The sequence below is a fragment of the Blastochloris viridis genome (assembly GCF_001402875.1).
Lineage (GTDB): Bacteria > Pseudomonadota > Alphaproteobacteria > Rhizobiales > Xanthobacteraceae > Blastochloris > Blastochloris viridis.
Genome location: NZ_CP012946.1, coordinates 1,813,875 through 1,835,542 on the forward strand (window position 1 = coordinate 1,813,875; position 21,668 = coordinate 1,835,542).

Genomic DNA, 21,668 nt, shown 5'->3' on the forward strand with positions numbered 1-21,668 from the left:
TGGCAACTTTGGGGTTTATTGAGTCGCCTTTAAATCTTCTGGTTGTAGAGGTTGCGCCGGGGTGTTTGACAGGGCGCCATCCGCCGCCCATGTTCCGCCGCCAAAGTCCCCGGTCATTCCATATATTTCGTCGAGCCACAGATGCGCGTCGTCGTTGTCGAGTCGCCGGCCAAAGCGAAGACGATCAACAAGTACCTCGGCCCCGGTTACGAGGTCGTCGCTTCGTTTGGCCATATCCGCGACCTGCCCGCCAAGGATGGCTCGGTGGATCCGGACGCCGATTTCCGCATGCTGTGGGACGTTGAGCCCAAGGCCGCCAAGCGCCTCGCCGACATCGCGCGGGCGGTGAAGGGGGCTGAACGGTTGATCCTCGCCACCGACCCGGATCGCGAGGGTGAGGCGATTTCCTGGCACGTGCTGGAAGTGCTGAAGGAAAAGCGCGCGCTGAAGGACGTCGCGGTCGAGCGCGTCACCTTCAACGCCATCACCAAGCAGGCGGTGCAGGATGCCATGAAGCATCCGCGCCAGATCGACCAGGCCCTGGTCGACGCCTACCTCGCCCGGCGCGCGCTCGACTATCTGGTCGGCTTCACCCTGTCGCCGGTGCTGTGGCGCAAGCTGCCCGGTGCGCGCTCGGCCGGCCGGGTGCAGTCGGTCGCGCTTCGGCTGGTATGCGACCGCGAGTTGGAGATCGAGCGGTTCCGGTCGCAGGAATATTGGGCCATCGCGGTGCGGCTGGAAACACCGCGCGGCGACGTATTCGAGGCGCGGCTGGTCGGCGCCGACGGCACCAAGCTCGGCCGACTCGACATTGCCGATGGCGTCAGCGCCGAGGCCTTGACGCAGGCGCTGAAAGCCGGCGCCTACCGGGTGACCTCGGTCGAGGCCAAGCCGGTCAAGCGCCACCCCTGGCCGCCTTTCACCACCTCGACGCTGCAGCAGGAGGCCAGCCGCAAGCTCGGATTTGCGCCGGCCCGCACCATGCAGCTCGCCCAGCGGCTCTATGAGGGCGTCGAGATCGCCGGTGAGACCGTCGGCCTCATCACCTATATGCGAACCGACGGCGTCCAGATCGCCGACGAGGCCATCGCCGCGGCGCGGCAGGTGATCGGCAGCGAGTTCGGCGAGCGCTACGTGCCGCGGGCGCCGCGGGTCTACCGCACCAAGGCCAAGAACGCGCAGGAAGCGCATGAGGCGATTCGGCCGACCGACATGGCTCGCCACCCCAGCAGCGTCGCGCGCCGCCTCGAACCGGACCAGGCCCGCCTCTACGAGCTGGTGTGGAAGCGCACCATCGCCAGCCAGATGGAATCGGCCGAGATCGAGCGCACCACGGTCGACATCGTGGCGGCGGCCGACGGCCGCAAGCTCGATCTTCGGGCGGTGGGCTCGGTCGTCAAGTTCGACGGCTTCCTCAAGCTCTACCAGGAGGACCGCGACGACGACGGCGACGACGACGATTCCCGCCGCCTGCCGGCGGTGAGCACCGGCGAGGCCCTGGGCTGCCGCGGCGTCGAAGCGACCCAGCATTTCACCGAGCCGCCGCCGCGCTATTCCGAGGCCAGCCTGGTCAAGCGGATGGAGGAACTCGGCATTGGCCGCCCCTCGACCTACGCCGCCATCCTCGCCGTGCTGCGGGAGCGCGGCTATGTCCGGCTCGACAAGAAGCGCCTTCATCCCGAGGACAAGGGACGGCTGGTCACCGGCTTCCTGGAGAGCTTCTTCTCGCGCTACGTCGAGTACGACTTCACCGCCTCGCTGGAGGAGCAGCTCGACCGCATCTCCAACGCCGAGCTGGACTGGCGCGAGGTGCTGCGGCAGTTCTGGCAGGACTTTTCCGCCGCGGTGGGCGGCACCAAGGAACTGCGCGTCTCCGAGGTCATCGATACGCTCGACGAGATGCTGGGGCCGCACTTCTTCCCCGACCTCGGCGACGGCATCGACCGCCGGCGTTGTCCAGGCTGCGGCGATGGCCGGCTGTCGCTGAAGCTCGGCAAGTACGGCTCGTTCATCGGCTGCTCGAACTATCCCGAATGCAAGTACACCCGCCCGCTGGCGGTGCCGGGCAATGGCGACGGCACGGCCGAAGGCGACGGCCCCCGCAGCCTCGGCGAAGACCCTGACACCGGTCTCGATGTCACGGTGCGCAACGGCCGGTTCGGACCCTACGTCCAGCTCGGCGATGGCGAGAAGCCCAAGCGCTCCAGCTTCCCGAAGGGATTCGATCCGGCAACCGTCGATCTGGATACCGCGCTGGCGTTGCTGGCGCTGCCGCGCGCGGTGGCAACCCACCCGGAAAGCGGCAAGCCGATCCTGGTCGGAATCGGGCGGTTCGGCCCCTACGTCCAGCACGACAAGACCTACGCCAATCTCGGCGCCGATGACGACGTGCTGTCGATCGGCGCCAATCGCGCCATCGACCTCATCGTCGTCAAGGAGACCCGCGGGCCGGGACGCGGTCGCACCGCCGATGCCGGCCGAGCGCTTGGCGACCACCCTGCCCTCGGCGGCCCGGTGTCCGTCCGCGCCGGCCGCTACGGTCCGTACGTCAACCACGGCAAGGTCAATGCCACCCTGCCCAAGGACGTCACGCCCGACAGCGTGACGCTGGCGCAGGCGGTCGAGCTGCTGAAGGCGAGAGCCGAGAAGCTGGAAGCCGACGGGCCGAAGCCGAAGCGCGCCAAGGCCGCGCCGAAGGCCAAGGCCCCGGCAAAGACCGAGACCGATGACGCCGCGCCCAAGGCGAAGACGCCGAAGGCGGCGGCAAAGACCGCCAAAGCCACCAAGCCCAAAGCCGCCCCGAAATCGAAGACGGCGGCCAAAGCGACCGCCAAAGCGCCCGAAAAGACCACCGCGAAAGCCAAGGCGAAGACCGCGACCGACACAGGCGCCTGAACAAATCCGCGCGCTGCGCGTCACGGCGCCGTGCCGTCCGGCGTCCAAGGCCGGCCGGCCGGCCCCGGCGGAGACCTCGCGCCACCGTCCCGGACAAGCGGAGCAGCCACGCGATCCGAGACCCATGATCCGCGTGCGTTTGACCTTCCACCGGCGTCGGCTCGCCTCATCCTGAAGGAGCTCGCGAAAGCGAGCGTCTCGAAGGATGAAGCGAGCTTTAGAGCCGAGGTCGGCCCCATGGTTCGAGACGGCTGCGGAGCCTGGCATCGGGCGCGCCTGCGGCGCGACCCGGTGGCAGCCTCCTCACCATGAGGCTGAGAAAGGTCAGCCTTCAGGGCCTCGGGTATGATCCGGCTTGCGGCAGAGTAAGCCGTTCAGCGCGTCGGCCCCGTCCGCTGGGGTTTGAAAGCCGCGCAACACCGTGAGCAGGTCCGACCGGTTGATCGGCTTCAGCAGGCAGGGGTAGGCGCGAAAGGCCGCTTCGATCGCGTCCGCCCCGTAGCCCGAGGTGAACGCAAACGGGATGTTGCGCCGGATGAGCGCGGTGGCGACCGGATAGGACCGCTCGCCGCGCAAATCGAGATCGAGCAGCGCGCCGTCGATTTGATCGGCCGGATCCTCGGCCTTGTTGAGCGCCGCCTTGACGGTGGCGGCCGGGCCGGACGCCGTGCAGCCGAACTCTGCGAGCGCGTCGATGACATCGAACGCGATCATGGCGTCATCCTCCGCCACAAGGATGCGAAGCGAGCGGTCGAGCGCGGAGGTCATTCCAGCCTCACGTTGTTGGAGAGCGGAATTACGATGTCGCACTCCACGCCGGCCGGCTCGAAACGCAGATCGATGCGAGCGTCGAGGTCGTGCGATAAGTTCTTCTCGAGGAGATCGGAGCCGAAACCGCGTCGGTTCGGCGGCACGACCGCTGGGCCGCCGCGCTCCACCCAGCGAATGGTCAAATGGTCCTGGGTGTCAGGCTGATTGGCATCCCAACTGACCGAGACCGTGCCCATGTCGTTGGAAAACGCGCCGTACTTGACCGCGTTGGTGGCGAGTTCATGCAGTGCCATGCCGAGGCTCAGCGCAGCGCGGGGACTGACGTGGACGGGCCAGCCGTCGATCTTCACCCGGCCGATCTGCCCCAGCATGTGCGCGCCCAGCGATTCCTCGACGAGATCCTGGAGCGCGATGAAGCCCCAGTTCTGCCGTGCGACCAGCGTGTAGGAGCGCGCCAACGCGCTGTAGCGCGCGATCAATGTCGCCTTGGCGTCCTTCAGGCTCTTGTCAGGCATCAGCGTCTGCTGCGCGACCGAGATGACGACCGCCAGCATGTTGCGGACACGGTGGTTCAACTCGCCGATGAGCACCCGCGTTCGCTCTTCGTCGCGTTCGGCGTGGGTCAGCTGGGTGATGTCGACGAAGGTAACGACGACGCCATCGCTGGCCTTGTCCGCGGTCAGGTAGGGCAGAATGCGCGCGATATAGTGCGCCGAGCCATCCCGCTGCGACACACGGCGCTCGTGCACCATGCCGGTCGTGACGGTTTCGGCGACGTCCTGTCCAAGCTCGGGATAGTCGATCTGGCTAACGATGTCGGTCAGCGAGCGATTCTTGTCGCTCTGGATCAGCTTGAAGATGCTGCACGCCGCCGGCGTGAAGCTGCGGATAACGAGATCGTGGTCGAGGAACACCGTCGCCATCTGGGTGCTCTCGAACAGATTGGCCAGATCGCTGTTGGCGGTATCCAGCTCGTCGATCTTGGCCTGCAGCTCGGTGTTGACCGTCTGCAGCTCCTCATTGAGCGACTGCAGTTCCTCCTTCGAAGTATCGAGCTCCTCATTGGTGGACTGGAGCTCCTCGTTCATCGAGTTCAGCTCTTCGTTGCCCGATTTGAGCTCCTCGATTGCGCCCTCATATTCGGTGATCGTCGCCAGCCATCGCTCGTGCGTATCGGCCAACTCCCGTTCGATCTGGCCGATGATTTCGTCCTTGTCGGGGCTCTCCTCGTGCGGCGCGCCCGCCGGCAAAGCGTCCACCCTGCCGGCACCGTTGCTCGGCCGCGGACTGCCATTTTCAGCCTCCGCGAACACCACCAGGAACAAGGGATCGTCGGCACTGTGGCCGAACGGCTCGACGATCAGCCGAAACTGCTCTCTGACGTCGCCGTTCAATACGCTCATACGATCGCGGACCACCCGAGCGCGGTTCTGCACCGCCTGCTGAAGCGTCCTGCGCAGCTCAACGCGGAGGTCAGCGCGCGCCAGGGAAAGCAAGTGCCGGGTCGGCGCGCCCGCGGTCGCCTCAAGATATCGGGCGGTGTTGGCCGACTGGTAGACGATGTCGCCGTCCCGGTTCACGACAACGTGCGCGGGGGCGAATCGGTCGAGCACCCGCGCCTGCACGGCGTGCTGGAGTTGAGTTGCTGTCATCGGCTGACGCAACGCGTCAAAATCCCGGGGGAGATAAGGCATGTTGGACGCGATCGTCGGACGAAGGCGCACTCCCGGCCGATCCCGGCGACGGAAGATGCGCTGTTTCTTATCAAGATAGGCGAATGAATCGCCCAGTTGCGAGATGCTCTCCGATGGCCCCAGAAACAGATAGCCGCCGGGGCGCAGCGCATAATCGAACACCGCGATAATCCGCCGTTGCGCTTCCGCGTCGAGGTAGATCAGAAGGTTGCGGCATGAGATCAGGTCGATGCGCGAGAACGGCGGATCGCGCAGGAGGCTGTGGTCGGAGAAGACGCACATCTCCCGCAACGGCTTCGAAATCGTGAGGGTGTCGCCGGATGAGACGAAGAAACGCTCGATCCGATCCTGGCTGACCCGGCCTGCGAGTTGCGCCGCGGGATAACGCCCGGCCCGGGCAACGCTGAGAGCCGGCCGGGCGATGTCGGTCGCGAAAATCTGCACGCGCGGCGAATACGGCAGCTTGTCGATGTACTCGCTGAGCAGAATGGCGATCGAATAGGCTTCCTCGCCGGTGGCGCAGCCTGGCACCCACACCCGCACGATGCTGTTCGAATCGCGCACTGCGAACAGTTCGGGCACCACCGCCTTCTGAAGGGTGGCAAACGCTTCGGCATCGCGGAAGAAGTCGGTGACGCCGATCAGCAGGTCGCGCAACAGCTTGGCAGGCTCCTCCGGATCGCGTTTCAAGAGGTCGGCGTAGGCTTGCAGATTGGCGACACGCAATAGCCTCATGCGGCGCACCACGCGACGCATGAACGGCTTGTCCTTGTGGCCGGAAAAATCGTGGCCGAACCGCTCACGCAGGGTCACCAGAATGTCCGACCGCGCCTGCCGAATCTCTGCCGATTCCGGGGCGGCCTCGTTCGCAGGACCGGGCGTTGGAACCGTTGCGAGAGACTCGGCATACCGCGCCAGTTCGCTCGGAATCTCCTCGACGGCCAACACCCTGTCGACCAGCCCGCTTGCGACAGCGCTCTCCGGCATTCCGCTCTGGCCCGGGTGGGTGTGCCCGCTGGTGCCTTGCGCCAGCGTCAGCCCGCCATGCTCCTTGATTGCCTTGATGCCGAGCGTGCCGTCGCTACCCGAGCCGGACAGCACGACGCCGGCGGAATACTCGCCGCAGTCCTCGCCGAGCGCGGTGAAGAACACGTCGATGGGGTTATGATCGCTCGGTGCGGAGCGCGGCAGAACAACGAGGCGGTTGTTCTTGACCGAAATCGTAGCGTTGGTTGAAAGAACGTAGATGTGATTGGGTTCGATCGGGTCATCGTTCCTGGCGTTCGACACCGGCAGCCGGGCGCTCCGCGCGATGATCTGATCGAGCATGCTCTCCCGGCCCGGCCCGATGTGCGACACCACGACAAAGGCCATGCCCGGCTCGGCCGGCACCGCGCCGAACAGCCCGGTCAGGGCCTCCACACCACCCGCCGAGGCGCCGACGCCCACGATCAGGAAGGGTCGCGGAAGGGCGCCGTGCATCAAAAGGTCCTCATAGATTCAAGATGTATGACGCGAGCCGCAAACAGGCCCCGGCGTCGTCCAGCGCTGCCAGCGAACACCTCGCCTCGCGTCTGGCAGCCACTGTAACATAGCAGCCACGCCCGAAAAAAATACACCTCCGACAAGGTTTCGTTGATTTGAGGCCAGTGGGTGGATTCCAGATTGGTGAAATGCCGCCGCGATCGAAGGAATACAAGATCAAAGATAGGAAAATATGTTTGCGGCCGATCCGGTGGCGCTTTGGCCGCGCGCGACCGCAATTGAGGAACCTTCTCCGACCTTGCGGAATTATGCAGTCCCGGGCCGATTACGGTCCCCGTCAACGAGGAGATTCCCATGGGCAGCACCAGCGACAAGATCAAGGGAATGGCGAACGAGGCAGCCGGAAACGTCAAGCAGGCGGTCGGCAAGGCGGTCGGCAATCCGAGCCTGGAAGTCGAAGGCGCCGTTCAGGAGCGCAAGGGTGAGGCGCAGCAGACCCTCGGGAAGGCGAAGGATGCCGTCAAGAAAGGCGTCGACAGCGTCTGATCTGACCGGCCGGTGCCGCTGATTTTGTTTCCGAATGATCCATCGTGATCTTGGGAAACACACTCACCGAAAATCTCTGTTCGAAAGCAGGGTTTTCGGCAAGCGACGGGGTGCGTACCGGCTTGGCGGGCCCAAGGCCGCAGACCCCGCAGTTTCAGCCTGCACGATCAGGCGAACGACAGATCGGAAGAACGGTACGCTCGCTGTTCCAGCGACAAAACCCGTAAGTTTTGGCAATTGGCAGCGGGTAAGCGTCCGTTCAGTCTTGCGATCGATGGTGTCGGCGACGGGCTTGAAACTTCCGGAAGACCTGACCGCGCGCGGTTTTGCCGTGCGCGGCGAGTCCGACACCGACCGGCCGGCGCTTGAACTGCTCTATATTGCCGATCGCTGGGCTGAACTGGCGCACACCGACTGGACGGACGCCGCCAAGACGGCGTTTCTCGCCGACCAAGCGCGGCTGCAGCGCGTTCATTATGCGGCCTGCTACCCCGGCGCTGACCGCCTCGTTCTGAAGCACCACGGCGCACCGGTCGGACGGCTGTGCCTTGCTCGGGAAGCGGCCAACTGGCGAATCGTCGATATTCTTCTGGCGCCCCAGCTCCGCAATGGCGGCATCGGCACGGCGCTGCTGCGGGTGATTTGCGCCGACGCGGCGATGAACGGCGCCAGTGTGTCGATCCATGTCATGGCCTCCAACCCCGCCCTGCGGCTCTACCGCCGGCTGGGTTTCCGGAAGGTCACCCAGGACAGCCTCTATTGGGCGATGGAATGGCGGGCGGCTTCGCCGGCGTGACGGCGTTCGCGCCACCGATACGTTCGTGTATTGCAACCCTGCAGCGCACACTTCATCATTTGGCGTCGTCGGTGCAGCCGGCGATTGGGCGTCGTTATTCGTGCCGTTCGTGCTGGGGGCCGTCGATATGCTGACACCGGAGGATTTCGAACCGTGGGTGGGCCGCGCGGTGCGCGTGGCGACGATCCCCCAGCCGGTCGAACTGACGTTGGTTCGTCTCAAGCGCAGGTCGAAGTATCCTGGCATCCCGCGCGAGCCCTTCAGCCTCTACTTCGAGTCACCGGATAGCGTTTATCTGATCGACGCGACCTACGAATTCGACTGTGGCCGCGGCGGCCCCCATTTCATCACGATCTCCCAGCTCATACCGCAGCCGGGACGGCGAATTTATCAGGCGGTGTTCAATTGAACGCCGGCGTCCGGCCGCGCCGACCGCCGGACGCCGGCAGACTCTTCCGACGCGATCAGTCCGACCGCGGCGGATAGAGGCCTTGAACGGCAATGATGGTGTTGATCGCCACAAACGGGGAAATGGTCGGAACGAGCGAGGCCTGACCGGTATTGCCAACGGCAACGGTGCCGCCGGTAACGCCGCCGCTTACGGTAACCGAAACTCCCGCGAGGTTGACCGCAGTGCCGCTGGTGCCCGCCGGCGCGTAGATCTGCGGGATGGCTCCCGCGCCACCGCCATCGACTCCGGTGCCGAACCGCGCGTTGGCCACCGGGCCGGCCGAATTGGCGGCGGTGGTGGTGGCAGCCAGGGTCGCCGTCGCGGAGAGCGGCGTCGTGGTGGGGGTGAAGGTCGCCGCGTGGTTGTGGCTGGGAAGTTGCGGGACCGTAAGCGCGGTGGTTGCGCTGCCGCCGGATTGGCCGTGAGCGAAGTTGACGCTCCCGCTCGGAGTCGCCACCGCTCCCGGCGCGATTATCGTCCGTCCCTGCAGATTCGGAAGCATGAAGGTGGTTCCGGAGCCACCGAAACTCGTGCCGAGCAAGCTGTAGAGCGCCTGATATTGCGAAACTTGCAGTGTCTGACCTTTGCACTGCATCCAGCCCTCGGGAGCATAGTCGAATCCGACCTGCATGATCTGGCCAAGAAACGGATCCATTGTTCGCCTCCTGTTTCGGCGATATCACCACCATGGTGACCATGCGTCCGCGCGGTGGCATGGACGCAATCTCCCGTTTAGATGTAATCACAGGTTGCCACAATCGGGTTGACGACGCAGTCGCCGCCTCCGCGCGACGACGGCCATTCTCCACCGCAACCAACGACCGCAATCAATGTGTCAAGTTCGCCACAGGGTTGGATTTTTCGTGTGATTGTTGCCGCTCTGTGTTGACCGTGGGCGATGTCTCTCCCTAAGGATGTGTTAGGGATTTTTGCGTCTTTTCACGATTGCGCCACCTCCCGTGTGGCCGGGCGCAACGCAGGGTCGCCGGAGGCAGGGATGGCTGAATCGCGTGACGCCCGGCGCACAGATGGTCGTTGGCGCCGGCTTAGCTGCGCCGCCCGCTGCCTCGGCCGGATCGCGCGCGGTGTGATCGCCCCCGTCACGGACGTGCCCTCGACGCGGAACGCCGATCCGAACACCGTGCCCGGCGGCCATTCGGCCACGACGGCGTCGCGTCGCTTGAGCCTGGGCGGCGCCGCGGTCGCGGTGCTCGCGACGCTGCTGACCTCCCAGACCGCCCATGCTTTGTCGTCAGGCTGCCAAAGAATTCACGATGGCGAGCTCAACGGTACTCTTATCGCCCTTGCTGGAAATCTTGTTGTCGATTCGTTTTCGGCGGGAGAAATAATAAGCTATACGTATACTCCACAGATTGGCGCATACCCCTACATGCTGGTCCGGCATGGAACGACAAGCTTCGACTATCCAGTCGACGGCCCGGAGGCGACGTCAGCTAGTCCCGTCAGCGGCACCGTCACGCTGGTGGGCGACGAGAGCCGGGTCCTTGTTCAGTCGCGGGGCAGCGCCACCGGAACTGCAAACGGTACTATCGTCAACTGGCAGCTCAACTGCAGCGCGCCCGCGCCGAACCCGCCGTCGATCGGCGCCGCGTTCAGTCCGACCTCGATCTATGCCGGCGGCACGTCGACGCTGACGCTGACCATCACCAACACCAATGCCTCCGCGGCGCTGAGCGGCGTCGCCGTCGCGGCCGCGGCACTGCCGAGCAATCTCACCGGCTCCAACCCGCAGACCACCTGCTCCGGCGGAACCGCAACGTATTCCTCCGGGTCTTTGAGCCTCTCCGGCGGATCGCTGGCCGCCGGCACATCGAGTTCATGCACCGTATCGCTGGATGTCACATCCACGGTCGCCAGCACCTATTCCTATACAACTGGAACCGTTTCTTCGACCGAATCGGGAGCAGGTAGCACTGCCACCACGGCCCCGGCGCTGACGGTGTCGGCCCTTTCGTCGAATGCCAACCTGTCGGCGCTCGCGCTCAGCTCGGGCACGCTGACCCCGGCGTTCGCCTCCGGCACCACCGGCTACACCGCCGCGGTCACCAATGCGGTGACCTCGATCACCGTCACCCCAACCGTCACTGACCCTGGCGCCACCATCACCGTCAACGGCAACGCCGTTACCTCGGGCTCGCCGTCCGGGCCGATCGCCCTTGCGGTCGGTGCCAACACCGTCACCACCGTGGTCACCGCCCAGGACGGCACCACCACCCAGACCTACACCGTCACCGTCACCCGCGCCGCACCTTCCGCGGTGGCGACCCTGTCGGCGCTGGCGCTCAGCTCCGGCACGCTGACCCCGGCGTTCGCCTCCGGCACCACCAGCTACACCGCCGCGGTCGCCAATGCGGTGACCTCGATCACCGTCACCCCAACCGTCACTGACTCGACCGCCACCGTCACCGTCAACGGCACCCCCGTCACCTCGGGCTCGCCGTCCGGGCCGATCGCCCTTGCGGTCGGTGCCAACACCGTCACCACCGTGGTCACCGCCCAGGACGGCACCACCACCCAGACCTACACCGTCACCGTCACCCGCGCCGCCTCGTCGAACGCCAATCTGTCGGCGCTGTCGCTCAGTTCGGGCACGCTGACCCCGGCGTTCGCCTCCGGCACCACCAGCTACACCGCCGCGGTCGCCAACAGCGTCTCGTCGATCACAGTCACACCAACGGTGGCCGATGCGACCGCCACCGTCATCGTCAACGGCACCCCCGTCACCTCGGGCTCGCCGTCCGGGCCGATCGCGCTTGCAGTCGGCGCCAACACCGTCACCACCGTGGTCACCGCCCAGGACGGCACCACCACCCAGACCTACACCGTCACCGTCACTCGCGCCGCCTCGGCAAACGCCAATCTGTCGGCGCTGTCGCTCAGTTCGGGCACGCTGACCCCAGCGTTTGCCTCCGGCACCACCAGCTACACCGCCGCGGTCGCCAACAGCGTCTCGTCGATCACAGTCACCCCGACGGTGACTGATGCGACCGCCACCGTCACCGTCAACGGCAGCACAGTCGCCTCGGGCTCGCCGTCCGGGCCGATCGCGCTTGCAGTCGGTGCCAACACCGTCACCACCGTGGTCACCGCCCAGGACGGCACCACCACCCAGACCTACACCGTCACCGTCACCCGCGCCGCACCATCGGCGGTGGCGACCCTGTCGGCGCTCACGCTCAGCTCGGGCACGCTGACCCCGGCGTTCGCCTCCGGCACCACCGGCTACACCGCCGCGGTCACCAATGCGGTGACCTCGATCACAGTCACCCCGACGGTGACTGATGCGACCGCCACCGTCACCGTCAACGGCGCCGCCGTCACGTCGGGCTCGCCGTCCGGGCCGATCGCCCTTGCGGTCGGCGCCAACACCGTCACCACCGTGGTCACCGCCCAGGACGGCACCACCACCCAGACCTACACCGTCACCGTCACCCGCGCCGCACCATCGGCGGTGGCCACGCTGTCGGCACTGTCGCTCAGCTCCGGCACGCTGACCCCGGCGTTCGCCTCCGGCACCACCAGCTACACCGCCGCGGTCGCCAACGGCGTCTCGTCGATCACCGTCACCCCGACGGTGACTGATGCGACCGCCACCGTCACCGTCAACGGCAGCACAGTCGCCTCGGGCTCGCCGTCCGGGCCGATCGCCCTTGCGGTCGGCGCCAACACCGTCACCACCGTGGTCACCGCACAGAACGGAACCACCACCCAGAGCTACACCGTCACCGTCACCCGCGCCGCCTCGGCGAACGCCAACCTGTCCGGGCTGTCGCTCAGCTCCGGCACGCTGACCCCGGCGTTCGCCTCCGGCACCACCAGCTACACCGCCGCGGTCGCCAATGCTGTGACCTCGATCACCGTCACCCCGACCGTCACCGACGCCGGCGCCACCGTCACCGTCAACGGCACCGCCGTCACCTCGGGCTCGCCGTCCGGGCCGATCGCGCTTGCGGTCGGCCCCAACACCGTCACCACCGTGGTCACCGCTCAGAACGGCACCACCACCCAGACCTACACCGTCACCGTCACCCGCGCCGCCTCGTCGGCGGTCGCCACGCTGTCGGCGCTGTCGCTCAGTTCGGGCACGCTGACCCCGGCGTTCGCCTCCGGCACCACCGGCTACACCGCCGCGGTCACCAGTGCGGTGACCTCGATCACCGTCACCCCGACGGCAACCGACGCCGGAGCCACCGTCACCGTCAACGGCACTCCCGTCGCCTCGGGCGCATCGTCCGGCGCCATCGCGCTTGCGGTCGGCACCACCACCGTCACCATCGTCACCACCGCCCAGGACGGCACCACCACCCAGACCTACACCGTCACCGTCACCCGCACCCGGACCACACCAACGCTCGCGATTTCATCCTCGACGGTTACACCGTCGTTCGGCAGTCCGACCACGTTCACGGCAACGCTCAATGGCGGCACATCGCCGACCGGAACGGTGTCCTTTAGAGACGGATCAACCGTGCTCGGCACGGCGACGCTCACCGGCTTGACAGCGACGTTCACCACCTCGTCGCTGACGTCCGGGAGCCATTCGATCACCGCGGTCTATTCGGGAGATGGCAACAACACCGGGGCGACGTCGAGCGCCCTGTCGATCACCGTCGGCGCCCGCCCCGACCCATCCGCGAATCCGACCGTACGCAGTGTCGTCGCTTCCCAGGTCGCCACGTCGATCCGGTTTGCTCAAACCCAGATCAACAATACCTTCAATCGACTGGAGCAGATCCACGACGACGGCGCCATGGCCGACCAAGCCGAGCGCACCCAGGACCAGGCATCGACGACCCCCGGAAATGGCGAGGCGTCACAAGGCGCAAGACGGGCCACGCCCGCACGCCTCTCCGCTCAGAGCTTCGGCGCCGCGCAAGGCTTCGCATCCGGGCAGGATGCCTACGCCGCGCAAGCCGGCAGCTCCCTGCAAGATCAGGCCTTTGCCCGCGATCTCGCGTTCGCCCAGGACGATATCTTCACCGAAAAGTCGTCGCAGAACGATGTCAGCCGCGCCCTCCAGTGGCTTTCGTCGTCGTTCGCATCCCTGCAGAGGCGTGCCGACCAGCCCTTCCACCTTTGGACATCGGGCTCGCTCGATTTCGGCCGGCTCAAAATCGACGGTAGCTCCGACAATCGGTTCTCGACCTCCGGCCTGACCGTTGGCCTCGACAGGCGCGTCGCCGACGGGCTGCGAGCCGGCGTTGCGTTTGGCTACGCCTTCGATCACACCACCTTCGGCAGCGATGGCAGCCGCTCCGACGCCAGCGCCTTCAACGCCACGCTCTATGCGAGCTGGCGCATGGCGCCCCGAACCTTCCTCGACCTGACCGTCGGCTACGGCACACTGCGCTTCGACACCCGACGGTGGTCCGGCGACGGCGGGGCGATGCTCGACGGCACGCGCGAGGGCCAACAGATTTTCGGGTCGGCCGGGCTGTCGCACGCCACCAATTGGAATGCGGTCCGACTGACATCCTATGGCCGGGTCGACGTGGCCCAGGCGAACCTCGACGCCTGGACGGAGAACGGCTCCGACCTCTGGGCGCTGGCCTATACAAAAATGGACACCACGACGGTGTCCAGCGTGGTCGGCCTGCGCGCCAGCTACACCATCCCGATGGACTGGGGTACGCTGACGCCGACCCTGCGCCTGGAGTATCGCCATGCCTTCGACGACGGCTACACCCAGGCTTTGGGTTACGCCAACTTCGATGACGCGGTGTATTCCATCTCCGGCACATCATCCGGGCGCGACGCGCTCACCGGCGGCGTGATGCTGCGGGCCATGACATTCAGGGACCTCGGCTTCGACCTCGAGTACCGGGTGACGGGATCGTCCGAGGTGATCGAAAGCCAGCAGGTTCGGGCCGCTGTGAAGGCGGCGTTCTGACGGCGACGCCGCAGGTCGTGCGAAATTCGGCCAATCAGGCCGGAGCGTCGTCGCCGCGTCGCCGGAAATTCCTTTCCTGATCATGGGTTGTTCGGTATCGCGGAAATCCAACGGCCCCGTGCATCAGCAACGGGGCCGTTGGAAGAAATTGGCGCATCAACTGCGGCAGCCCGTTTTGCGTGCGGAGCCGGCACGAGCCAGTGGTGCGGCCGGCGACGGTTATTCGACACGTCACCGGCCGCCGCTGTCACTGCCCAGCGGGAAGCGGTTGGCCATCGTCCCGCAGCAGCACATAGATCGCCGGGATCACCAGCAGCGTCAGTGCGGTCGACGACGCCAGCCCGAACACCAGCGAGATCGCCAGCCCTTGGAAGATCGGGTCCGATAGGATGAACGCCGCGCCGATCATCGCCGCCGCCGCCGTCAGCACGATCGGCTTGAAGCGGATGGCGCCGGCCTCGATCAGCGCCTCGCGCAGCGGCTTTCCCTGCGCCAGAACGTGGCGGATGAAGTCCACCAGCAGGATCGAGTTGCGCACGATGATGCCGGCGAGCGCGATGAATCCGATCATCGAGGTGGCGGTGAAGGCGGCGTCGAACAGCCAGTGACCGAGCACGATGCCGATCAGCGTCAGCGGTACCGGCACCAGGATCACCAGCGGCAGCCGGAACGAGCCGAACTGTGCGACCACCAGCAGGTAGATGCCGAGCAGAGCGACGCCGAACGCCGCGCCCATGTCTCGGAAGGTGACATAGGTGACCTCCCACTCGCCGTCCCACAACAGCGTCGGTTTGGAGTCGTCGTCGGGCTGGCCGTGATACTTGACGGTCGGCGGTCCGGCCGGACCCCAGTCGATCGCCTTCAATGCGTCTTCGACCGCGAACATGCCATAGACCGGCGCTTCGAACCGGCCGGCGACCTCCGCACTCACCATTTCGGCGAAACGTCCATTGTGGCGAAAGATCGGGTTGGACGCCAACTCGTGGTTGGCCCGCACCACGTCGCCGAGTTCGACATTGGCACCGCGACGCGCGGTGCCGCCGGCCGCCAAGGGCGTCGACAGAATGCGCTCGCCCGGCTTCATCGCCGACCGCGGCAGAGCGATCGTGATGTCGATCGGCTTCAAGCCGCCGCCGCGCTGGGAATAGCCGATCTTCACACCGCCAATCAGCGCGGCAAGGGTGTCGTAGACCGCCTCCTCCTCGACGCCGTGGAACTCCAGCGCGTCCTGGTCGATCGAATAGCGCAGCCGTTCGGCTCTGGTGCCGAAACTGTCATCGACGTCGACCACGAAATCGACCGCCTCGAACGCCTGGCGCACCTTGCGCGCCAGTTCGCGTCGCGCCTCGGCGTCCGGCCCATAGACCTCGGCGAGCAGCGTCGCCATCACCGGCGGTCCCGGCGGCACCTCGACCACCTTGATTGCGGTGCCGGCCGGCACCGGCAGGCCGGCGAGCCGCGTCCTGATGTCGAGCGCGATGGCATGGCTCGGCCGCTCGCGCTCGGCCTTCGCGGCAAGATTGACCGAAAGATCGCCGAGCTCGGGTGTCTCGCGGGAATAATAGTGCCGCACCAGGCCGTTGAAGTTGAACGGCGCCGCGGTGCCGGCATAGGCCTGGATCGAGGCCAGCTCCGGCAGGTCCTTGAGGCGCTCGGCCGCGGCGGTCAGCACCCGGTCGGTTTCCTCCAGCGACGAGCCGCGCGGCAGATCGACCACCACCTGGATTTCCGACTTGTTGTCGAACGGCAGCAGCTTGACCCGCACCGTCTTGGTGGCGAACAGCGCGCAGGCCGCCAGCGTGGCGATGCCGACCACGGCGAGGAACACCTTCGAGCGGGTACGGCCGCGCAGCAGCGGCGTCGCAACCCACGTATAAAACCGGCCCATGGCGCCGACATCGTGATCGTCGCCCTCCCCACCGCCGGCGCCGGCAAAACGCCGCCGCGCGATCTTGAGCAGCAGCCACGGCGTTATCGTCACGGCGACGAAGAACGAGAACAGCATCGCCATCGAGGCATTGGCCGGGATCGGCGCCATGTAGGGGCCCATCAGGCCGGATACGAACATCATCGGCAGCAGCGCTGCGACGATGGTCAGCGTGGCCACGATGGTCGGGTTGCCGACCTCGGCGACCGCCTCGATCGCGGTCTCGACCAGGCCACGGTCGCCGCGCCGTTTCCAGTGCCGCACCACGTTCTCGACCACCACAATGGCGTCGTCGACCAGGATGCCGATCGAGAAGATCAGCGCGAACAGGCTGACACGGTTGATGGTGTAACCCATCAGCCAGGCTGCAAACAGCGTGAGCAGAATGGTGGTGGGGATGATCACCAACACCACCACGCCCTCGCGCCAGCCGATCGCGAGCGTGATCAGGAGCACGATCGACACGGTGGCGAGCGCGAGGTGAAACAGCAGCTCGTCGGCCTTCTCGGTCGCCGTCTCGCCGTAGTTACGGGTGACGGCGATCTCGACATCCTCGGGCACGATACGGCCCCTGACGATCTCGAGTCGCTTCAGGGTGTCTTCAGCCACCACCACGGCGTTGGCGCCCTTGCGCTTGGCGAGCGCGATGCTCACTGCAGGCCGCTTGTCGAGGCCGCCCGCGTCATTGCGCGTGAAGGTCCAGCTGAACCGCTCCGGCTGCGCCGCGGCGACCTTCACCTCGGCGACGTCCTTGACGTAGACCGGGCGGCCGTCGCGCGAGGTGAGCAGCAGCAGGCCGATATCCGGCACGCCCTGCAGCGTCTGGCCGGCCATCACCGGAACGGCGCGGCCCTGCTCGCGAAAGGTGCCGAGCAGAAACGCGCGGTTGGCGTTGGTGAGCTTTTCGACGAGCTGATTCAGCGTGATGCCGTAGAGAGACAGCCGCTCGGGATCGGGCTCGACCCGGATCTGGTTGGGGCTGCCGCCGACCAGATAGGTGGTGCCGATCGACTCGACCTTGCTCAATTCGTGCTGCAGTTCCTCGGCGACCTGGCGCAGACCGTTGTCGGTCCAGGCTCCCGCACGCTCGAGCTTCGGCGACAGGGTCAGCACCACGATGGCGACATCATCGATGCCGCGCCCGACGATCAATGGCTCGGGAATGCCCTTCGGCAACCCGGTGATGTTGGCGCGGATCTTGTCGTGCACCCGCAGCACCGCGTTGTCCTGGTTGGTGCCGACAAGGAAGCGGGCCGTGACCACGACGCGATCGTCGTAGGTCTGCGAATAGACGTGCTCGACCTCGTTGATACCCTTGACGATGTCCTCGAGCGGGCGGGTGATCAGCTCCACCGCATCCTCGGCCTTGTAGCCGTTGGCGGACACGAAGATGTCGACCATCGGCACCGAGATCTGCGGCTCCTCCTCACGCGGCACCGCGTGCAGCGCGAGAAGGCCGACCAGCAGGCTGCCGATCAGCAACAACGGCGTCAGCGGCGACTGGATAAAGGTCTTGGTGAGGTAGCCCGACAGGCCGAGCTTGACACCGGGATTGGCGTTGTCGGAGCTCATCGCGTCACCACCACGTCGCCGTCGCGAAGACCGGACAGGATCTCGACTCCGCCGTCGCGCATTTCCCCAGGCTGGACGACGGCTTCGGTGCCGTCGCTCAGGCGAACGAAGTTCGCGCCGGCACGGGCATAGACCGCGGACACCGGCACAACGATGGCGCTGCGCTGGCCGGTGGTCACGTAGACGCGAGTGCGCTCGCCGGCGAAATAATTGCCGAGACCTTCGACATCGACGTCGGCGACGACAAGGCCGCCCTGGATTTCGGGATAGACGAGACGAACGCGTCCGGTCCGCAGCGCTTCCTCGCCATTGGCGCCAAGGCCGCGGGCGCCAATCCGGACAAGGTCGCCGGCATGAATCGACTGGGCGTGTCGCTCGGGCAGCCGCAGACGGAGAATGTAGCGGTCCTCGGCCAATGTCGCGATGGTCTCGCCGGCCAGCACCACCCGCCCTTCCGACACCGGAACCGTCAGCACCCGGCCCGCGCCTGGGGCGAACACCGTGCCCTCCTTCATCTGCTGCTCGATCACGCTGCGCTCGGCCTGCATGGCGGCAAGCGTCAGCGTCGCGACGTCCAGCGAAGTGCTGGCCTGGTCAAGCTGGGTTTGCGAGCTGACGCCGCGGCGTTTCAGCTCGGCGATGCGGTCGAAATCCGCCTTGGCCTGGTCGCGCTGCGCCTGCTGCGAGCGAATACGCTGATCGGAGGCCTGCATCTGCAGCACCAGCTTCTGGTCAGCCACCACGGCGACCTCGGCGCCGGCGGCGATCTGGTCGCCCTCCTTGACATTGAGCTGTTCGATGGTGCCGCCGATGCGGGCGCGGGCGACGAGCTGGCGTGCCGGCTCGACGGTGGCGAACACCGCCTTCCAATCCTCGACCGGCACCGATTTGACGGTGACGTCCGCCGCCGATGCGACCAATGGAAGGAGCAGGAAAACCAGACTGACGACGAGCGAATGCGAGCGCATTGGGACCCTCCAGTTGGTTTGACATATACATTAGCGGATACTAATATAACAAGATGGAACTTGAAAATCTCAGCGCGCGGGCGGCGGAGGCCGAGGCCTTTCTCAAGGCGCTCGCCAATCGCTACCGGCTGATGGTGTTGTGTGAGCTGCACCGCGGCGAGCGCTCTGTGGGCGAGCTGCAGGATATGGTCGGCCTCAGCCAGTCGGCACTGTCGCAGCACCTCGCCCGCCTGCGCGCGGACGCGCTGGTGGCGACACGGCGCGACGGCCACACCATCTTCTATTCCATCGCCTCGCCCGGCGTGTCGCGGGTGATTGCCGTACTCTACGACCTTTATTGCGCCGACAGTTGCGGCCGGACGTCGTCGCGTCCGGCCGAGATCAAACAGGGGAAGACGACATGACGCTCGATCGCATCGTGATGGCCTTTGCGGGCACGATGGTCCTTATCAGCCTGGCTCTGGCGCACTTCGTCAGCCCGTGGTGGCTGCTGCTGACCGCCTTTGTCGGCGTCAACCTGTTGCAGGCCTCGTTCACCGGGTTCTGCCCGCTGGTCGTCGTTCTCCGAAAGTTCGGCGTTTCGCCCGGCGCGGCGTTCTGAGCCGTCCGCTGGTTCGGCGCGATGGACGATCGGAAATCCAGCGGAGCATGCTGGCGCGCCGAAGTCCCGCCGCCGAAACGTTCCCATCCGATCAGCGCATTTCGGCGAGGCTTTCCCTCGACCGCGACCTGATCTGAAAACAGCAGAATACCGAGGCCGGTCGCGTGCACGGCGTCGCTACGCGTCTGCGTAGCGCGCGCCGGCCTCGCCCTGGGATTCGCACGACATCGGCGCGCGGGTCGGCCGGGTTTCGTGTCACACCAGCCGCTGCAGCAGCGCGACCAATGTCTCGCGGCCGCCGGGGCCGAGGCGGCGGGCCAGTTCGCGCTCCTGCTCGTCCTGCAGCGCACGGGCGCGCGCCAGCAGGTCGTTGCCGGCGCGGGTCAGCACCAGCGCGTGCGAGCGGCGGTCAGTGGCCGACGGCATGCGCTCGGCTAGGCCGCGCCGCTCCAGCTCATCGAGCATGGCGACGAAGTTGGGACGCTGGATGCCGAGCGTCGCGGCGATCTCGGCCTGCTTGCGCCCGGGATTTTCGCCGATCACCAGCAGCACCGAATACTGCGCCGGCTTGAGGTCGAGCACGGCAAACCGCGCGATGAAGTCCTCGAACACCGCGAGCTGCGCCCGTCGCAGCGCATAGCCAACCACCGCGTTGAGACCGGAGAGGTCGAGCGCGTCGGTATCGGTCGCCGCGTCGTCAGCCTCATCGATCGCCGCGCTACGCGCCGGCGCACCGCCGCGCCGCGTCCCCTCCAGCGGCGCCACCGGCTGCCGACTGCCTTTTCTCACGCTCATTGTCGCCTCGGATCGAACAGCCCGGCACCACCGCCGGCCGCTTCACGCCTTGATCTTATAATCGATAATTGTTATGCGATATACCAATAACAAGTTCGCCGGAAGGGACAGCCAACAACACGGGCGTCCCCTGGATCGCAACGAATCCAGCCGACCGCGCCTGCGCGGTCGAACCCGAGCGAGGGGGAAGAAACCATGGGAGGCACCACACGGTGGACAGCACGATTCTGCTCTTTCTCCTTCAGGATGGTATCACGAACGGCGCGATCTATGCCCTGCTCGGCATTGCGCTGGTCGTGGTGTTCGCCGTCACCCGGGTGATCTTCATTCCGCAGGGCGAGATGGTCGCGTTCGGCGCGCTCACCTATGCGCTGCTGGAGGCGGGGCAACTGCCGGGCACGGTATGGCTGCTGCTCTGCTTTGGCGTTGCGGCTTTTGCGTTTGACCTCGTCGCGGCGCTGCGCGCGCGCGCCGGGGCCGGTCCGATCCTCAAGGCGGCGGCGGTCGATCTGGTGGTGCCGGGGCTGGCGGTGGCGGCAGCCATGGCGATTGCCGGCGGCGGCTATGGCACAACGATGCACGCCGCCATCACCTTGGCGCTGATCACCCCGCTCGGCCCCCTGCTCTACAAGCTGGCGTTCCGGCCGATTGCCTCGGCCTCGGTGCTGACGCTGCTGATCACCGCCGTCGGCGTGCATCTTGCGCTAGTGGGGCTGGGCCTGGCGGTGTTCGGCGCCGAGGGCCTGCGCGCGCCGGCGATGTCCGAGCTGTCGGTCGAACTCGGACCGCTACTCGTGTCCGGCCAGACCATCGCCGTCTACCTCCTCGCCGCCATCTCGATCCTGGCGCTGTGGTTGTTCTTCGAGCGCACGCTGTGGGGCAAGGCGCTGCGCGCCACCGCGGTCAACCGGCTCGGCGCGCGGCTGGTCGGCATTCGCACCTCGTTCGCCGGATCGCTGGCGTTCGCACTCGCGGCGCTGGTCGGCGCACTGTCCGGCGTGCTGATCGCGCCGATGACCACCATCTACTACGACACCGGCTTTCTCATCGGCCTCAAGGGCTTCGTCGCCGCCATCATCGGCGGCCTCGCCAGCCATCCGGTCACCGCACTCGCGGCCCTGGCGGTCGGCAGCATCGAGTCGCTGGCGTCCTTCTTCGCCTCCGATCTCAAGGAGATCGTGGTGTTCAGCCTGATCATCCCGGTGCTGGTGTGGCGGTCGCTGACCGAGACCCACGTCGAAGAAGAGGATTGACCG

14 protein-coding genes are annotated in these 21,668 nt (G+C 66.4%); 8 read left to right on the top strand and 6 right to left on the bottom strand.

The genetic code is table 11. The features are described 5' to 3' along the window. Positions 1–141: 141 nt before the first annotated feature. Positions 142–2,895, top strand: coding sequence for a type I DNA topoisomerase (gene topA / locus BVIR_RS08075; RefSeq protein WP_055037225.1), 2,754 nt, complete (start codon positions 142–144; stop codon positions 2,893–2,895). A gap of 324 nt (positions 2,896–3,219) precedes the next feature. Here the strand turns inward: topA and BVIR_RS08080 are convergent, their stop codons facing one another. Both BVIR_RS08080 and BVIR_RS08085 read right to left on the bottom strand, forming a co-directional pair. Next, the gene (locus tag BVIR_RS08080; RefSeq protein WP_055037226.1) at positions 3,220–3,663 is read right to left on the bottom strand and encodes a response regulator; all 444 of its coding nucleotides are present in this window, start codon (positions 3,661–3,663) and stop codon (positions 3,220–3,222) included. Further along, on the bottom strand, positions 3,660–6,842 hold the full coding sequence (locus BVIR_RS08085) for a CheR family methyltransferase (RefSeq protein ID WP_055037227.1): 3,183 nt from the start codon (positions 6,840–6,842) through the stop codon (positions 3,660–3,662). The genes BVIR_RS08080 and BVIR_RS08085 overlap by 4 nt, the downstream gene beginning before the upstream one ends. Positions 6,843–7,199: 357 nt before the next feature. Between BVIR_RS08085 and BVIR_RS08090 the strand changes: the two genes are divergently transcribed. The 3 genes from BVIR_RS08090 to BVIR_RS08100 are packed head-to-tail and all read left to right on the top strand — an operon-like array spanning position 7,200 to position 8,596. Continuing rightward, positions 7,200–7,391 (top strand): CsbD family protein, encoded by a 192-nt coding sequence (locus BVIR_RS08090; protein ID WP_055037228.1) that lies wholly within the window; start codon positions 7,200–7,202, stop codon positions 7,389–7,391. A gap of 34 nt (positions 7,392–7,425) precedes the next feature. After that, positions 7,426–8,187, top strand: coding sequence for a GNAT family N-acetyltransferase (locus BVIR_RS08095; RefSeq protein WP_082416843.1), 762 nt, complete (start codon positions 7,426–7,428; stop codon positions 8,185–8,187). A 25-nt stretch (positions 8,188–8,212) separates the two neighbouring features. Next, positions 8,213–8,596, top strand: a complete 384-nt coding sequence (locus BVIR_RS08100; RefSeq protein ID WP_236823739.1) for a DUF6916 family protein — start codon at positions 8,213–8,215, stop codon at positions 8,594–8,596. A gap of 55 nt (positions 8,597–8,651) precedes the next feature. Here BVIR_RS08100 and BVIR_RS08105 read toward each other — a convergent pair whose 3' ends face one another. Then, positions 8,652–9,293 (bottom strand): phage tail protein, encoded by a 642-nt coding sequence (locus tag BVIR_RS08105; protein WP_055037230.1) that lies wholly within the window; start codon positions 9,291–9,293, stop codon positions 8,652–8,654. 735 nt (positions 9,294–10,028) lie between these two features. On the opposite strand from BVIR_RS08105, the gene BVIR_RS08110 reads away from it, so the two are divergent. Next, positions 10,029–14,549, top strand: a complete 4,521-nt coding sequence (locus tag BVIR_RS08110) for a cadherin-like beta sandwich domain-containing protein (protein ID WP_055037231.1) — start codon at positions 10,029–10,031, stop codon at positions 14,547–14,549. A 247-nt stretch (positions 14,550–14,796) separates the two neighbouring features. On the opposite strand, the gene BVIR_RS08115 is transcribed toward BVIR_RS08110, so the two are convergent. Continuing rightward, on the bottom strand, positions 14,797–18,048 hold the full coding sequence (locus BVIR_RS08115; protein WP_055037232.1) for an efflux RND transporter permease subunit: 3,252 nt from the start codon (positions 18,046–18,048) through the stop codon (positions 14,797–14,799). Next, entirely contained in the window at positions 18,045–19,016 is a 972-nt protein-coding gene (locus BVIR_RS08120) for an efflux RND transporter periplasmic adaptor subunit (protein WP_055037233.1), read from the bottom strand. Before BVIR_RS08120 ends, BVIR_RS08115 begins: the two co-directional genes overlap by 4 nt. A 53-nt stretch (positions 19,017–19,069) precedes the next feature. Here BVIR_RS08120 and BVIR_RS08125 point away from each other — a divergent pair, with 53 nt between their 5' ends. Both BVIR_RS08125 and BVIR_RS08130 read left to right on the top strand, forming a co-directional pair. Then, the gene (locus BVIR_RS08125) at positions 19,070–19,420 is read left to right on the top strand and encodes an ArsR/SmtB family transcription factor (protein WP_055037234.1); all 351 of its coding nucleotides are present in this window, start codon (positions 19,070–19,072) and stop codon (positions 19,418–19,420) included. Further along, positions 19,417–19,617, top strand: coding sequence for a YgaP family membrane protein (locus BVIR_RS08130; protein ID WP_055037235.1), 201 nt, complete (start codon positions 19,417–19,419; stop codon positions 19,615–19,617). Before BVIR_RS08125 ends, BVIR_RS08130 begins: the two co-directional genes overlap by 4 nt. Positions 19,618–19,872: 255 nt before the next feature. On the opposite strand, the gene BVIR_RS08135 is transcribed toward BVIR_RS08130, so the two are convergent. Next, positions 19,873–20,412 (bottom strand): MarR family winged helix-turn-helix transcriptional regulator, encoded by a 540-nt coding sequence (locus BVIR_RS08135; RefSeq protein WP_082416847.1) that lies wholly within the window; start codon positions 20,410–20,412, stop codon positions 19,873–19,875. Between the two features lie 212 nt (positions 20,413–20,624). Here BVIR_RS08135 and BVIR_RS08140 point away from each other — a divergent pair, with 212 nt between their 5' ends. Next, positions 20,625–21,665, top strand: coding sequence for a branched-chain amino acid ABC transporter permease (locus BVIR_RS08140; protein WP_055037236.1), 1,041 nt, complete (start codon positions 20,625–20,627; stop codon positions 21,663–21,665). Positions 21,666–21,668: the final 3 nt, after the last annotated feature.

Excerpts from the sequence above, each read along its gene's own strand:
- topA (WP_055037225.1), top strand. The coding sequence starts at position 142 with ATGCGCGTCGTCGTTGTCGAGTCGCCGGCCAAAGCGAAGACGATCAAC.
- BVIR_RS08080 (WP_055037226.1), bottom strand. The coding sequence starts at position 3,663 with ATGACCTCCGCGCTCGACCGCTCGCTTCGCATCCTTGTGGCGGAGGAT.
- BVIR_RS08085 (WP_055037227.1), bottom strand. The coding sequence starts at position 6,842 with ATGCACGGCGCCCTTCCGCGACCCTTCCTGATCGTGGGCGTCGGCGCC.
- BVIR_RS08090 (WP_055037228.1), top strand. The coding sequence starts at position 7,200 with ATGGGCAGCACCAGCGACAAGATCAAGGGAATGGCGAACGAGGCAGCC.
- BVIR_RS08095 (WP_082416843.1), top strand. The coding sequence starts at position 7,426 with ATGATCCATCGTGATCTTGGGAAACACACTCACCGAAAATCTCTGTTC.
- BVIR_RS08105 (WP_055037230.1), bottom strand. The coding sequence starts at position 9,293 with ATGGATCCGTTTCTTGGCCAGATCATGCAGGTCGGATTCGACTATGCT.
- BVIR_RS08110 (WP_055037231.1), top strand. The coding sequence starts at position 10,029 with ATGCTGGTCCGGCATGGAACGACAAGCTTCGACTATCCAGTCGACGGC.
- BVIR_RS08115 (WP_055037232.1), bottom strand. The coding sequence starts at position 18,048 with ATGAGCTCCGACAACGCCAATCCCGGTGTCAAGCTCGGCCTGTCGGGC.
- BVIR_RS08120 (WP_055037233.1), bottom strand. The coding sequence starts at position 19,016 with ATGCGCTCGCATTCGCTCGTCGTCAGTCTGGTTTTCCTGCTCCTTCCA.
- BVIR_RS08125 (WP_055037234.1), top strand. The coding sequence starts at position 19,070 with ATGGAACTTGAAAATCTCAGCGCGCGGGCGGCGGAGGCCGAGGCCTTT.
- BVIR_RS08130 (WP_055037235.1), top strand. The coding sequence starts at position 19,417 with ATGACGCTCGATCGCATCGTGATGGCCTTTGCGGGCACGATGGTCCTT.
- BVIR_RS08135 (WP_082416847.1), bottom strand. The coding sequence starts at position 20,412 with ATGAGCGTGAGAAAAGGCAGTCGGCAGCCGGTGGCGCCGCTGGAGGGG.